Annotated in this window: 9 protein-coding genes and 4 pseudogenes; 7 read left to right on the forward strand and 6 right to left on the reverse strand. The window is 74.8% G+C overall.

Annotated elements, in window-relative coordinates; all coding sequences use genetic code 11:
• Nucleotides 1-283: pseudogene (locus RIM90_RS16115) on the forward strand (hypothetical protein); the annotation flags it as partial.
• A 161-nt stretch (nt 284-444) separates the two neighbouring features.
• Nucleotides 445-2,886, forward strand: coding sequence for a right-handed parallel beta-helix repeat-containing protein (locus RIM90_RS16120; protein WP_309061400.1), 2,442 nt, complete (start codon nt 445-447; stop codon nt 2,884-2,886).
• Between the two features lie 12 nt (nt 2,887-2,898).
• Here RIM90_RS16120 and RIM90_RS16125 read toward each other — a convergent pair whose 3' ends face one another.
• On the reverse strand, nt 2,899-5,271 hold the full coding sequence (locus RIM90_RS16125; protein WP_375165453.1) for a hypothetical protein: 2,373 nt from the start codon (nt 5,269-5,271) through the stop codon (nt 2,899-2,901).
• Between the two features lie 293 nt (nt 5,272-5,564).
• Here RIM90_RS16125 and RIM90_RS16130 point away from each other — a divergent pair, with 293 nt between their 5' ends.
• Both RIM90_RS16130 and RIM90_RS16135 read left to right on the forward strand, forming a co-directional pair.
• Complete coding sequence (locus RIM90_RS16130; protein ID WP_309061401.1) at nt 5,565-6,407, forward strand: DeoR/GlpR family DNA-binding transcription regulator; 843 nt, start codon at nt 5,565-5,567, stop codon at nt 6,405-6,407.
• 91 nt (nt 6,408-6,498) lie between these two features.
• A pseudogene (locus RIM90_RS16135) lies at nt 6,499-6,931 on the forward strand (SRPBCC family protein).
• Here the strand turns inward: RIM90_RS16135 and RIM90_RS16140 are convergent.
• Nucleotides 6,921-8,102: a PLP-dependent cysteine synthase family protein gene (locus RIM90_RS16140; protein ID WP_309061402.1), complete on the reverse strand. Its 1,182-nt coding sequence runs from the start codon at nt 8,100-8,102 to the stop codon at nt 6,921-6,923. The pseudogene RIM90_RS16135 and the gene RIM90_RS16140 sit on opposite strands and share 11 nt — an antisense overlap.
• Nucleotides 8,103-8,436: 334 nt before the next feature.
• On the opposite strand from RIM90_RS16140, the gene RIM90_RS16145 reads away from it, so the two are divergent.
• From RIM90_RS16145 to RIM90_RS16155, 3 genes and pseudogenes are all read left to right on the forward strand, one after another.
• Nucleotides 8,437-8,760: a hypothetical protein gene (locus RIM90_RS16145; RefSeq protein WP_309061403.1), complete on the forward strand. Its 324-nt coding sequence runs from the start codon at nt 8,437-8,439 to the stop codon at nt 8,758-8,760.
• Nucleotides 8,761-8,985: 225 nt separating this feature from the next.
• Nucleotides 8,986-9,501: an ATP-binding protein gene (locus tag RIM90_RS16150; protein WP_309061407.1), complete on the forward strand. Its 516-nt coding sequence runs from the start codon at nt 8,986-8,988 to the stop codon at nt 9,499-9,501.
• 41 nt (nt 9,502-9,542) lie between these two features.
• Nucleotides 9,543-9,629 (forward strand): annotated as a pseudogene (locus RIM90_RS16155) (DUF4865 domain-containing protein); the annotation flags it as partial.
• A gap of 269 nt (nt 9,630-9,898) precedes the next feature.
• On the opposite strand, the gene RIM90_RS16160 reads toward RIM90_RS16155, so the two are convergent.
• The 4 genes and pseudogenes from RIM90_RS16160 to RIM90_RS16175 all read right to left on the reverse strand — a co-directional run.
• A complete protein-coding gene (locus RIM90_RS16160; RefSeq protein ID WP_309061404.1) occupies nt 9,899-10,318 on the reverse strand; it encodes a PPOX class F420-dependent oxidoreductase in 420 nt (139 codons plus the stop codon).
• 53 nt (nt 10,319-10,371) lie between these two features.
• On the reverse strand, nt 10,372-11,259 hold the full coding sequence (locus tag RIM90_RS16165) for an NAD(P)-dependent oxidoreductase (protein ID WP_309061405.1): 888 nt from the start codon (nt 11,257-11,259) through the stop codon (nt 10,372-10,374).
• A 182-nt stretch (nt 11,260-11,441) separates the two neighbouring features.
• On the reverse strand, nt 11,442-12,680 hold the full coding sequence (locus RIM90_RS16170; RefSeq protein WP_309061408.1) for an ROK family protein: 1,239 nt from the start codon (nt 12,678-12,680) through the stop codon (nt 11,442-11,444).
• Between the two features lie 255 nt (nt 12,681-12,935).
• A pseudogene (locus RIM90_RS16175) lies at nt 12,936-13,289 on the reverse strand (alpha-ketoglutarate-dependent dioxygenase AlkB); the annotation flags it as partial.
• Nucleotides 13,290-13,353: the final 64 nt, after the last annotated feature.

The raw sequence follows: 13,353 nt of genomic DNA on the forward strand, positions 1-13,353 counted from the left end.
GGGCGGGCCGGTGCCGACGCGCCTGGAGGACCCGCGGCCGGGCGACCGCTTCGGGATATGGACCGACGGACAGGGACGCGTCGCGGCCCGCCCGCTGGACCCCGCCACGGCGACGACGCACGCCGTGCTCGCCGGGTTCGGCGCGGCCCTGGTGGCCGCGGCCCTGGCCGAGGGCGGCAGACGGCTGATCGTCTGGCGCACGGTCCGCCGCCGGTACGCCCGTTGGGACCGGGCCTGGGGCAGGGCGGGCCCGGACCGGGGCAGGACGGGCACCGGCAACTGACCGCGTTCCGCCTCCGGTCAACCCCGTGCCCGCGCGCACGCTACGGTGGTCCGGCCGAACCGATCGGCGACAACCCGCGCGCGAGCGAGCCGTAGGGTCGGCTGCGGCGTCCAACGGGCGAACGAGCCACAGATACGACGAGGTGGGGGCACGGCTACACCATGGCACAGGGCACGGTCCAGGTGACGCACACCGGCACATCGAGGTGGCGCCGCCGCACGGGTGAGTACGCGTCGCTCGCCGCCGCCCTGGAGGCCGCGGCCGACGGCGACGTCCTCACCGTCGCTCCCGGCACCTACCGGGAGAACCTCGTCGTCCAGCGGGCGGTGACCCTGCGCGGCCCCGAGGGCTCCCCCGGATCGGTGCGCATCGCACCCGTGGACGGGGTCCCGCTGACCGTGCGCGCCTCGGCGGTGGTGCAGGACCTGCACGTGGAGGGCCAGGACGCCGCCGCCCCGGCCGTACTGGTCGAGGAGGGCACCCCGGAGCTGCGCGACGTCCGCGTGGTCACCCGCTCCGCGGCCGGCATCGAGGTGCGCGGCAGCGCCCGGCCCACGGTGCGCCGCTGCACGGTCGACAACCCGGCGGGCGTCGGCATCGCCGTACTGGACGGCGGGGGCGGGGTCTTCGAGGAGTGCGAGGTGGTCGCCGCGGGGCAGGCCGCCGTGGCCGTACGCGGTGGGGGCCATCCCCGTCTGGAGCGCTGCCGGGTGCACCACGCCTCGGGCTCGGGCCTGACCGCGACCGGGGAGAACTCGGCGCTGGAGGCGGTGGGCTGCGAGGTCTACGAGGTGCGGGGCAGCGGTGTCCAGGTGACGAACCGCGCCACCGCGCATCTCACCGACTGCGAGGTGCACCGCACGACCGGGGACGGCGTCACGCTCGACACGGACGCGGTGCTGACGCTGGCCGACTGCCGGATCCACGACATCCCGGAGAACGCGGTCGACCTGCGGTCCCGGTCGGTGCTCACGCTGACCCGCACCAGCGTGCGGCAGTTCGGCCGCAACGGTCTGTCGGTGTGGGATCCGGGCACGCGCGTGGACGCCAACCAGTGCGAGATCTTCGACAGCACCGGCGACTACCCGGCGGTGTGGGTGAGCGACGGCGCCACCGCCGTACTGGACTCCTGCCGGGTGCACGACGTGCCGGACGCGCTGTTCGTCCTCGACCGCGGTTCGCGCGCGGACGTGGTCGACAGTGATCTGTCGCAGGTGCGCAACACGGCGGTGTCGGTGAGCGACGGCGCCACCGCGCAGCTGGACGACTGCCGGATCCGGGACGCGGCGACCGGCGCCTGGTTCCGGGACCACGGCAGCGGCGGCACGCTCAGCAACTGCACCCTGGACGGCGCGCAGACCGGTGTGATCGTCACCAAGGGCGCCGACCCGACCGTCGAGCGCTGCACGATCGGCTCCCCGGCCGAGGCCGGCGTCTACGTCTCGGCCGGTGGCCGCGGCACCTTCCTCAACTGCCGGGTCACGGGCAGCGGCGGCTACGGCTTCCACGTGATCGACGGCAGCCGTACGACGCTCAGGAAGTGCCGCACCGAGCGCTGCGCGCGCGGTGGTTACGAGTTCGCCGAGGGCGACGCGGCCTCCGGTGCGGGCGGTCCGGTCGTCGAGGACTGCACGAGCGACGAGAGCGGGAGCCTGACGCCGGCGCCGGCTTCGGAGCCGGCCGTGCAGACGGTGGGCCACTCCCCGGGTCTGCTGGGCCCGGTTCCCGGTCAGCGCACCGCATCCGCACCGCCCGCGGCGCCCGTCCCGTCCTTCGAGCCGGAGCGGGCGGCGCGCACCTCGAAGGACGTCCTCGGCGAACTCGACGCGCTGGTGGGCCTGGAGAGCGTCAAGCGCGAGGTGCGGGCCCTCATCGACATGATCGAGGTGGGCCGGCGTCGGCAGCGGGCGGGGCTGAAGGCGGCGTCGGTCAAGCGGCATCTGGTGTTCACGGGCTCCCCCGGCACCGGCAAGACCACCGTCGCCCGTCTGTACGGCGAGATCCTCGCCTCGCTCGACGTGCTGGAGAAGGGGCACCTGGTCGAGGTGTCCCGGGTCGACCTGGTCGGCGAGCACATCGGCTCCACGGCGATCCGCACCCAGGAGGCGTTCGAGAAGGCGCGCGGCGGCGTGCTGTTCATCGACGAGGCGTACGCCCTCTCCCCGGAGGACGCCGGGCGGGACTTCGGCAAGGAGGCCATCGACACCCTGGTGAAGCTGATGGAGGACCACCGGGACGCCGTGGTGGTGATCGTCGCCGGCTACACGGCCGAGATGGAGCGGTTCCTCTCGGTCAACCCGGGGGTGGCGTCCCGTTTCTCACGGACGATCACCTTCGGGGACTACGGTCCCGGGGAACTGCTGCGGATCGTGGAGCAGCAGGCCGAGGAGCACGAGTACCGGCTGGCACCGGGGGCGGGCGAGGCGCTGCTGAAGTACTTCACGGAGCTCCCCAAGGGGCCCGCGTTCGGCAACGGGCGCACCGCGCGGCAGACGTTCGAGGCGATGGTCGAGCGGCACGCGAGCCGGGTCGCCCAGCTCGACGAGCCGACCACCGACGACCTGACCCTCCTGTACGCCGAGGACCTGCCCGCGCTGCCCTGAGCACCGCCCCCGCTACGCCGAGGGCACCGGGGGGCCGGCCGGGCCGCCGCCGTCGGGGTCTGCCGTGTGCCGTGGCGCCGGTACCTCCGGCCGCAGCCGGGCGAGCAGCCTGCGGCGTTCCTCGGCGAACGCCGGGTCCGCCTGGTAGTCGGAGTGGCCCAGGATGGGCGCGGGCAGCGGGTGGGCGCCGGTACGGCCGTAGGCGAGGGGGTCCTTGAGCGGGGCGCGGTCCACCTCGGGGTCGCGGTCGCCGGGCAGCCGCACCGGGCCGCCGATGGGGTCGGTGAGCCGGTACAGGTTGCGCCAGCAGTCGACCTCCTGGTGCAGGGAGCCGAGCGCGGCCGGACCGAAGTGGGCCGGGAACCAGCGGCCGTACAGCCGCTCCAGCGGGGAGCCGTAGGTCAGCAGCGCGACGCGTCTGCGGGTGGACGGCGGGAGCTGCCAGGCCGCGGCGGCGGCGAGGACGCTGCCCTGGGAGTGGCCGGAGATCACCAGCCGTCCGCCGGTGGCCTGTGTCCAGGTGGCGATCCGCCAGGTCAGGTCGGGCACCGCGCGCTCGGCGTAGCAGGGCGGCGCGAAGGGGTGGGCGGCGCGCGGCCAGAAGGTGCCGACGTCCCACAGGATGCCGATGGTGCGCCGCGCGGAGGCGTCCTTGTAGGCGCGCCGGCCGCAGGCGACGAGGAGGACGAAGCCCAGTCCGATCAGCCAGGAGCCCAGCGCCTGCGCGGTCTCGGCGGCGCCGTGGACGACGGCGTACGAGTCCTGGGTCGCCGCGCCGGGCGTCCGGTCGGTGATCGTGGCGCCGACGAGGGCGCCGGCGCCCAGCAGCAGGGTGGCGGCGGAGGTGGCGGCGACGATGCGTGGTGCGCGGTCGGTGAGGGCGGCCATCGCGCGGGCGGTGGCGATGCGGCGGGTGCGGCCGGGGTCCCCCGTCTCGCCGGGGTACTCGTGTTCCACGGCGGCGTGCTCGGCCCGTGCGAGACGCCAGGCGCGCCGGGCCAGCCAGCCGCACAGCACCAGCAGCAGCACCAGCAGCGGCGGGATCACGGACGCCTGCCAGGTCAGCAGCACCGGTGGTCCGGGGATCGACGTCCCGGTGCCGTCCAGCCAGTCGGACATCCGCTGGGACACACCGCCGGACATCACGCCGCCGAGCGCGCAGGCGAGCATGGCGACCGCCGGGCCGGCCAGGCCCCGCATCGCGGTGCGCCGGTCGGGGTCGGCGCGGTACAGGGCGTGGGCGACGCCGGCGAGGACGATCACCAGGAGCCCCTGGACGAGGGCGAGGGCGCCGAAGGTCGGATCGCCGGGCAGCCGGCCCGCCGACTCCCACCCGTCGCGTTCCCACCCGGCGTACAGGAAGGCCAGCGCGAGCAGCACGAGGGCCGCGAGGGGCAGGCGCCGCACCAGACGCGCGTCGAGTTCGTCGTCCAGACGGCGTTCGGTGCGGCCCCGGCGGCAGACCACCCACACCACCGCGCACGCCCCGACGGCCAGCACCGTCTCCAGGAGCACTCCGAGCACGGCCAGGACGGCGGGGCCGCCGGGTTCGCGGTCGTGGCGGGCGGCGGCGGAGCCGACCGCGGCGGCGACCGTCAGCAGCCCGGCGGCGGTGTGCGCGGCACGCAGTCGCGCGACCAGGCGCCGGCCGTACCAGAAGCCGGGCCGCCCCAGTGCGGTGCGGTCGCCGGCCTCCTCGGACTCCGGGTCGCGGGTCATCGGCTGCTGGGACTCGTACGCGTTCCAGGTGCGCAGGGACAGGTACCACAGCAGGCCGGTCAGGGCGGTGGGCACCAGGGCGGCGAGGGCGAGCCTGCGGCCCGGGAGGCTCCACCAGCCGCCGTCGGAGACCTCGGGTGAGAGGAACCCGAGCCAGGAGTGCCGCTCGGCGCACGTGCGCGTGCCCGCGCACTGCCAGGCGGCCAGGTCGAGGGCGACCTCGCAGGCGGCCGCGACGAGCAGCACCGTCAGGCTCAGTCCGGCCAGCCGGACCAGCAGCCCGTACAGCCGGACCACGCGTGTGCGGCCCCGGGCGGTGGGGCGCATCCAGTGGGCGAGGTTGACCACCATGAAGGGCAGCAGCAACAGCCACAGGGCACGGGTGCCGTTCCCGGAGGTGAGGTTGCACCAGACGTAGGCCTCGGGGACGGGCCCGTCGCGGCGGTCGGCGGGCCGCTGCTCCGCGTCGGCGTCGTCGGCGCGCCGGAACACGGCGGCGATGTCGTCACCGGTGATCCGGACCGTGCGCGGATCGTCGAGCATGACCTCGGGGGTGGTGCCGCCCACCCCGTGGACCAGGAGTTCCAGGGCGGCCCCGGACGGCCCGGACCGTGTGGCGGTGCCGTCCGCGTTTCCCGCCGGTCCGTGTTCCTGCGTACGTTCCACTGATGCGCACTTCCCCCGTGACACGCCGTCGGCTCCGTCCGTGCGGGCACAGGATCTCCCGTGCCGGGACGGCTCACACCTCTCGTCACGGAATCTCCCCGATCCGTGTGACGAGCAAGCAACATACGGGATATCACTGACATGCGCGCGACGATCCACCGGTGGCACCCCGAGGGGTCCCGGCATGCGAGGATGGGACGCCCGCGCACCGACGACGCGGAGAACGCGCTCGTCGGAGTGGGTGCGCGGGGCGGCGTGTCGGACGGTTTCCAGGCGAAAGGACCGGAGCGTACGTGAGCGAGAATCAGAACCTCCTCGCGGAGCAGCGGCGCACCCTGATCCTCGACGAGGTCCGGCGCCGGGGCGGAGTCCGGGTCAACGAGCTGACCCGCAAGCTCGGCGTGTCGGACATGACCGTCCGCCGCGACCTCGACGCGCTGGCCCGGCAGGGCGTGCTGGAGAAGGTGCACGGCGGGGCGGTCCCCGTGGTGGAGGCGAGCACGCACGAACCCGGTTTCGAGGCCAAGTCGGGCCTGGAGCTGAGCGCCAAGGAGGACATCGCGCGGGCGGCGGCCGAGCTGGTGTCCCCGGGTGCGGCGATCGCGCTCTCGGGCGGTACGACGACGTTCGCGCTGGCGCACCGGCTGCTCGACGTCCCCGATCTGACGGTGGTCACCAACTCGGTGCGGGTGGCCGATGTCTTCCACGCGGCGCAGCGCACCTCGGGCCCCCGGCAGGGCGCGGCCACGGTGGTGCTGACCGGCGGGGTGCGCACTCCGTCCGACTCGCTGGTGGGGCCGGTGGCCGACCAGGCCATCGCGACGCTCCATTTCGATCTGCTGTTCCTCGGGGTGCACGGGATATCCGCCGAGGCGGGACTGTCGACGCCGAACCTCGCGGAGGCCGAGACCAACCGCCGGCTGGTGCAGTCGGCGAGGCGCGTGGTGGTGGTCGCCGACCACACCAAGTGGGGGACGGTGGGGCTGAGTTCGTTTGCGTCCCTGGACCAGGTCGACACCCTCGTGACCGACTCCGGGCTGCCGGAGGGGGCGCGCGCGGAGGTCGCGGAACATCTGCGGCGGCTGGTGGTGGCGGGTGAACCCGAGGAGCCCGACGACGAGTCCGCAGCCACCTGACGGGCCGCCGGCCCGGGTGTGCGCTGCCCGGTTCGCCGTAACTCCGTTTCCTGTCCGGGGGGTTGCGTCCACGGCTCACCTTCTGTGTCCCGTGGGGCCCGACTTCGTCCGGGCCGCGTCCGTCCGTCTGGTCTTCGTCCGGGAGATCTCCGCCGCCCCGGAGCCGGTCTGCCGCGCTCCGGCCGAGGACGTGACCGGCTGGACCGAGCGGTCCGGGGCGGCAGCCCCGGCCCGTCCCCTCGACGGCGGCGCGGGGCGCGAGATCCGGCTCCGGGCGGCACCCGCTTCCGCGGGACGGTCCTCGTGGCGAAGGAACCCGAGGTGTGCGCCCGACGCGTCGACGTGACCGACGCGCCCTCGCAAAGGAGCGGCGGCCGGTGCCGGCCCGGGCGGGCACGCGGGTGCGGTGGACGTCCGCCGACGGCACGGCACCGTTCCGTCTCGCGCTCAGGGCCGCGCGGCCGGGTCCGGGCCGGGCGTTCCGTTCCGCGGTGGCCTCGCCGGACCGGCGGCTCACGCGGTAGGAGGGGTCCGTCCGGCCGTTCCCGCCGGACAGGCGCCGGCCGTCGGTCGGTCCGGCCAGACGCCGGTCCGCAGCAGGGTCTCGATCGCCGCCGTGTAGGGCGCGATGTCCAGGCCCTGCTCGGCCAGCCAGGCGTCCGCGTAGTACTTGTCGAGGTAGCGGTCCCCCGGGTCGCACAGCAGCGTCACCACGCTCCCCCGCCGCCCGTCGGCCACCATCTCCGCGACGATCTTCAGCGCGCTCCACAGGCCGGTGCCGGTCGAGCCGCCCGCCTTGCGGCCGATGGCCCGCTCCAGGGCCCGCACGGCGGCCACACTGGCCGCGTCGGGCACCTTCATCATCCGGTCGACGGCGCCGGGCACGAAGCTCGGTTCCATACGGGGCCGGCCGATGCCCTCGATGCGGGAACCGCAGTCGCAGGTGACGTCCGGATCGCCGGTGGTCCAGCCCTCGAAGAAACACGAGTTCTCCGGATCGGCGACACAGATGCGGGTGTCGTACTGCATGTAGTGCACGTAGCGCGCGAGGGTCGCCGAGGTGCCGCCGGTGCCGGCCGTGGCGACGATCCACGCGGGCTCCGGGAACCGCTCCAACTCCAGCTGCCGGAAGATCGATTCGGCGATGTTGTTGTTGCCGCGCCAGTCCGTGGCCCGTTCGGCGTAGGTGAACTGGTCCATGTAGTGGCCGCCGGTCTCCACCGCGAGGGCCGCGGACGCCTCGTACATCGTGCGGGGGTCGTCCACGAAGTGGCACCGCCCGCCGTGGAACTCGATCAGGCGGCACTTCTCGGCGCTCGTCGTGCGCGGCATGACGGCGATGAAGGGGACGCCGATCAGCTTCGCGAAGTACGCCTCGGAGACGGCCGTCGAACCGCTGGACGCCTCGATCACCGGGCGGCCCGGACGGATCCAGCCATTGCAGAGCCCGTAGAGGAAGAGCGAGCGGGCCAGCCGGTGCTTGAGGCTGCCGGTGGGGTGGGTCGACTCGTCCTTCAGGTAGAGGTCGATGCCCCACCGCTCGGGCAGCGGGAAGCGCAGCAGGTGGGTGTCGGCCGAGCGGTTGGCGTCGGCCTGGACCCTGCGCACGGCCTCTTTCAGCCAGGCGCGGTAGGCGGGGTCGCTGTGGTCGGCGTCGAGGGTGGCGCCGGTCGGGGTGGGGTGGGGGGTGCTCACGACGGGGCTCCTTACGCTGAGCGCCGACGGCGTCTCGCGCGGCCGGTACACCGATCATAAGCACCCTCCACACCACTTCCCACCTGCATAAACGCATCTTTGAGCGACTCAAAGGGACCCCTGGGGCGAAGGGGGCGCGGGGGCGCGGGGGCCCAGGGGCGCGAGTGCTCCGGGCGCCCCTGGGAAGGGGGTGCGCGTACTGGCGCTCGACGGCGGGTGGGGGCAGACTGCACCGGCGGGAGCAGGGTCCCGTACCGGGGCACACTGGTTCTGGACACGGGCCGGCCCACGGAGCACGGTCCGGCACACCGACGCGCACAAGGGGGCGGGCGGCATGGCGGAGCCGGAGTTCACGGCCACGGGCGTGCGGATCGGCAAGCGGCTGCGGTCGCTCACCCGGGCCGGCCAGGTCCGGATCAGCGACGGCAGGCTGGAGCTGCTCACCAGCTACGGCAGCGAGATCGACAGTGCGCCGGTGCAGGCGGTCCGTGCGTCCCGGCCCTGGTTCGCGCCCGAGGACCGGGCGCTGGCGGACCTCAACGGCAAGCGGTACCTGCTGACCCTGGGCGACCACGATCCCGCGCCGGGTGAACCCGGTCCGCCCGCCGCCCGCCGTTTCATCGAGGCCGTGCGCCGGGCGTCGGGGCGCGACGTCTGAGATGCCCGTGACTTGCGTCACTCCACCCCGTGCGTCACTCTGTTCTCACGTCACTCTGGGTTTACCGGCGATAACGCTGCGAACCAGCCCGCCGGCCACGACAGCAGGCGGCAGCGTCATACGGGCTTCCTGCTGGATCCGTACTCCGTGTTCTTCCGGACGTCCTTCCGGACCTGACATCGGGGAGTCGCAGCCGTGATCAGTCATCCGAGCAGGCACTGCACGGTGGAGCTCCAAGCCCTGCCGTCGCGGATCGGCCAGGTCCGCAGAATCGTATCTGCGCAGTTGCGCTACTGGCACATGGATTCCCTGATAGACCGGGCCTCGCTCGGTGTGACGGAGTTGCTGTCCAACGTCCACCGGCACGCCCGGCCCGACAAGACGTGCACCGTCGAGATGGAGCTGCTGCTCGACCGGCTCAAGGTCTCGGTGCGCGACCACGACCCGCGTCTGCCGGTCGTGGAGGACGCCGGTCCGCTCGCCACCTGCGGGCGTGGGCTGGCGATGGTGGCCGCGATGAGCGAGAGCTGGGGCGCGCTGCCGGACGGCGATTCCGGCAAGGTGGTGTGGTTCACCCTGCCGACGCCCTCCGCGACCGCCCCGGCGGGCTGGGACCGGCATCCGCGGCTCGCGGCCGGCGAACACCCCGGTCACCGGTTCACGGAGGTGGCGCTCGTCGAGCCCGCCGCCGAGGACCACCGGCCCGAACCCGCTCCCGCCCGGTCGGCCGTTCCAGGCTGACCGGGCGGTGACACGCCTTCCCCGGCTCGTTCGCCCGCGGGGCGCCCGAGGCGGACGGCGAGGTCTTCCAGGTGCTTCACCTGTCGGCGCCGGAGCGGGACCGGCTGCCCCGGGGGCGCCGGTGGTGAGCGCGGTCCGCACCGGGCCGGGCGATGCGCCGCGCGGCCGGGTCACGGAGGTCGAGGTCTTCGTCCCCGGACCGGCCGAGGGCATCGGCGCGTCGGGGTCCGGACGGGGTTCACCAGGGTGACGGGTGGCTCCCCCGCCCCGGGGAGTGCGGGTCCTCGTGGTGGCCGGTTTCGACGGCCGGCTGCCGGGCGGCGGCGTGGTGGCCCCGACCGCCGCCGCCCGTTCGGGCGGCGGCGGTCCCGGGACGGCGCGTCTGCCGGGCCGGTGGTCAGGTGGCCGCCTGGTCGCTGTCCCGCATCGCGCCCCAGCCGTGCCAGCGGTCGACCTCGATCCAGGCGCTGACCCGGGCACGCTCCCGGTCCGGATAGGCGTCGCCGGTGTAGTGCCGGGAGAGGCGGTCGATGTCGGCCAGCCCCTCGTCGTCGCGCATCTCGACGACGCGGCCGATCAGGGTGACGTGGGTGTACCAGTCGTCGGCCAGGACGGTGAGGGTGACGCGCGGGTCGCGGCGCAGGTGTTTCAGGCGTACCCGGCCCCCGTCGAGGTTGATCAGCGCACGGCCGTCCTCCCACAGGTACCAGGTGGGGGTGGAGACGGGCGCGCCGTCGGAGCGGAGCGTGGCCATGACGCAGGGGTTGGGACGGCGCAGCAGGGCGTCGGCCTCGGGGGGCAGCGGGGGCTTGGACATGACGGTCTCCTCTGATGTTCTCCGGACGGATCCCGCACGTTTCGTACGGGAGTTCAGGCGGTGGGCTCGTCGAAGCTGGCGTAGTAGGCGGCGGCCATGTCCTCGTCGCCGTGGCCCTGGGCGGCGGCCCGCTCCAGGCGTTCGGCGCTCGCGGCGGCCACGTCCAGGCGGACGCCGTGCTGTTCGCCCGCCCGCACGATCAGACGGGCGTCCTTGGCGGCGGTGGTCACGGCGAACTGGGCCGGGGACAGCCGTCCGTCGAGGATCAGGCCGGCCTTGGCGCGCAGATAGCCCATGTCGAGCGGGCCGTCGGTGATGAGGTCGAAGAAACCCTCCGGTGCGACGTCGAGGGCCCCGGCGAGGGCGAGGGTCTCGCCGGCGGCGGCGGTGGCCGCCAGCACCCAGCTGTTGGCGACCAGCTTCAGGCGGGTCGCGCTGCCCGCCGCCCCGTCCTCCCCGGTCCACACGGTGCGCGCGCCGACCGCGTCGAACACCGGCGTCACCCGGTCCCTGCCCTCGGCGGGGCCGGCGGCGAGCACGGTCAGCTGTCCCGCCTCGGCCGGCTGCCGGGTGCCCAGGACCGGGGCGTCGTAGAAGTGCAGGCCGTGCCCGCGGGCGAAGCCGGCCAGTTCGGCGACGCCCTCGATCCCGGCGGTCGTGGACTGTGCCCAGGCCGTTCCCCGGCGCAGGGCGGGAGCGGCCTGACGCATCGTCTCCAGGGTGGCGGCACCGTCGTACAGCACGGTCAGCACGACGTCGGCGGACTCGACCGCCTCGGCGGGGGTGCCGGCGACGTACGCGCCGTCGGCGGCGAGCGGGGCGGCCTTGGCGCGGGTGCGGTTCCAGGCGCGGACGGTGTGTCCGGCACGGACGAGGTTGCGGGCCATCGCCGCGCCCATGATGCCGGTACCCAGGACACTCACGGTCAGCTTGTCGGTCATGACGTCGGCTTTCCTTCTGTCGGGCCGTCCGGCGGGCCGTCTTCCGCGGTCGGCGCTCGTCGGTCATTGTGCGTGGTCCGGTCCGGCGCGGGGGCCGGTTGCCGGCCGACGCGCCCGCTCGGGAGGGGTTCCTTCCCCCAGTAGGGGCCGCGTGCCTCCAGTAGGGGGCGCGGCGCGATCCGCTACGCCAGTGCCGCCAGCGGATCGTCCAGCACCGGCTGCCAGGCCAGCTCGGCGGCACCGACCAGGCTGTTGTGGTCCAGGGTGCAGGCGAGGATCGGGACACCGCCGCTGCGGCCCCACAGGCTGCGGTCGGCGACGACGGCGCGCAGCCGGTCGGGGTCGGCCTCCAGGAGGGTGCGGTGCAGGCCGCCGAGGATGATCCGGTCGGGGTTGAGGATGTTGACCAGGCCGGCCAGGCCGAGGCCGAGACGGTCGATGAGGGCCTCGGTGGCCGTGCGCACCGCCGGGTCGTCGTACTGCCCGCGGATCAGGTCGTCGGCCTGCTTCAGCAGGGACATCTCGGGGCCCGGTGCGCGTCCCGCCGCGGTGAGGAGGGCCAGCGGGTCCGCCTCCACGTCCAGGCAGCCGCGGCTGCCGCAGTGGCAGGGGCGGCCCTCGGGGTTGACGGCGAGGTGGCCGACCTCCAGGGCGAGGCCCGAACTGCCCGAGTGCAGGCGGCCGTCGAGCACCAGCGCACCGCCCACCCCCCGGTGGCCGGTGGCCACGCACAGCAGGTCACGGGAGCCGCGCCCGGCGCCGTGCCGGTGCTCGGCCAGGGCGGCGAGATTGACGTCGTTGGCCGCGAAGGCGGGTCCGGGGAGGCCGGCCGCACGGACCTGCTCGGCGAAGATCTCCCGCACCGGTGCGCCCGCGGGCCAGGCCAGGTGCAGCGGGTTGAGTGCCAGCCCCTCCGGTTCGGCCACCGCCGACGGCACCGCGAGACCCGCGCCCACGCACCGCCGTCCGGTCTCCCGCAGCAGTTCCGCGCCGGCCGCGACGACGGAGCCCAGCACCTTCGCCGGATCGGCGTCGACCACCTCGCAGCCGGGCGTCGTGGCGACGATGCGGCCGCCGAGCCCGACCAGGGCCGCCCGGAAACCGTCGGCGTGCACCTGCGCGGCGAGCGCCACGGGCCCGTCCTCGGCGACCGAGAGCCGGTGCGAGGGACGCCCCTGCGAACCGGCCGCCGCGCCGGGCCGGGCGTCCACCCGGATCAGCCCGAGCGCCTCCAGTTCGGCGGCGACCGCACCGGCCGTGGCCCGGGTCACCCCGAGCTCGGCGGTGAGCACCGCGCGGGTCGGCGCGCGTCCGGTGTGCACGAGCTCCAGCGCGGGGCCGAGCGCACCGCGCCCCCGGTCCAGCCGCGTCCTCGAGGTGGTCCCTTCCCCCGCCGGCCGGGGGTCCGCCTTCCCGCTCATGAGGGCGAGTCTCCCATGATCCGCAATCGGCGCCGACTGCAGGCCGCCGGCCCGCACGGTGACGTCCAGCCGCCCGGTCGGCCCCAACTCCCGCGGCCCGTGCCCGCGTACACCCTCGGCACCCGTGGTACGCGAGCCGGGACGGCCCCCCGAAGACGCACAGGTCGCCGCTGCGCGGCTCGATGTCCGCGCAGGGGCGGTCCGGGTCTCGGTGCTGCCGAAGCGGAAGACACAGGTGTCGCCGGGGCTCGGCGACACCACGGGCGCGTCCGCCTTCTCGTCGCCGTCACGGTGCGTGCCCGTGCGGGCGTCGGCGTCGTAGAAGTCGACGAGCGCGATGTCGTACACGGCACCCCGCGCGGCCTCGGCGCCGAGCGCGTCGGTCACCGCGCGGCGGGCCGACTCGCCGAGCCGGCCGGTGAAGGGCTTCACCGCAGCGCCGTCGACGACGGTGCGGGCGTAGCCGTACGGGTACCAGTACCGTCCGAGGCACACCTGCCGGGCCGTCATGGTGCCGCCTCCGGGAGGGCGCACCGTGCGCGGTCCGGCGGGCGGCCGGGCACTCCCCCGGTCCCGGCCTCGCTCGGCCGGGGCCCCGCCCACGAGCATCGAGCAGCTCGCGCCGGGCCCGGGCGTCCGGCACGTGCACCGCGCCGGGCGCCACCTGGGTGCG

Origin of the sequence: Streptomyces sp., assembly GCF_031181555.1 — a bacterium.
Classification (GTDB): Bacteria; Actinomycetota; Actinomycetes; order Streptomycetales; family Streptomycetaceae; genus Streptomyces; species Streptomyces fimbriatus.

What these genes read in the sequence shown, in the direction of transcription:
- RIM90_RS16120 (WP_309061400.1), top strand. Translation starts at nt 445, where the DNA reads ATGGCACAGGGCACGGTCCAGGTGACGCACACCGGCACATCGAGGTGG.
- RIM90_RS16145 (WP_309061403.1), top strand. Translation starts at nt 8,437, where the DNA reads ATGGCGGAGCCGGAGTTCACGGCCACGGGCGTGCGGATCGGCAAGCGG.
- RIM90_RS16160 (WP_309061404.1), bottom strand. Translation starts at nt 10,318, where the DNA reads ATGTCCAAGCCCCCGCTGCCCCCCGAGGCCGACGCCCTGCTGCGCCGT.
- RIM90_RS16165 (WP_309061405.1), bottom strand. Translation starts at nt 11,259, where the DNA reads ATGACCGACAAGCTGACCGTGAGTGTCCTGGGTACCGGCATCATGGGC.
- RIM90_RS16170 (WP_309061408.1), bottom strand. Translation starts at nt 12,680, where the DNA reads ATGAGCGGGAAGGCGGACCCCCGGCCGGCGGGGGAAGGGACCACCTCG.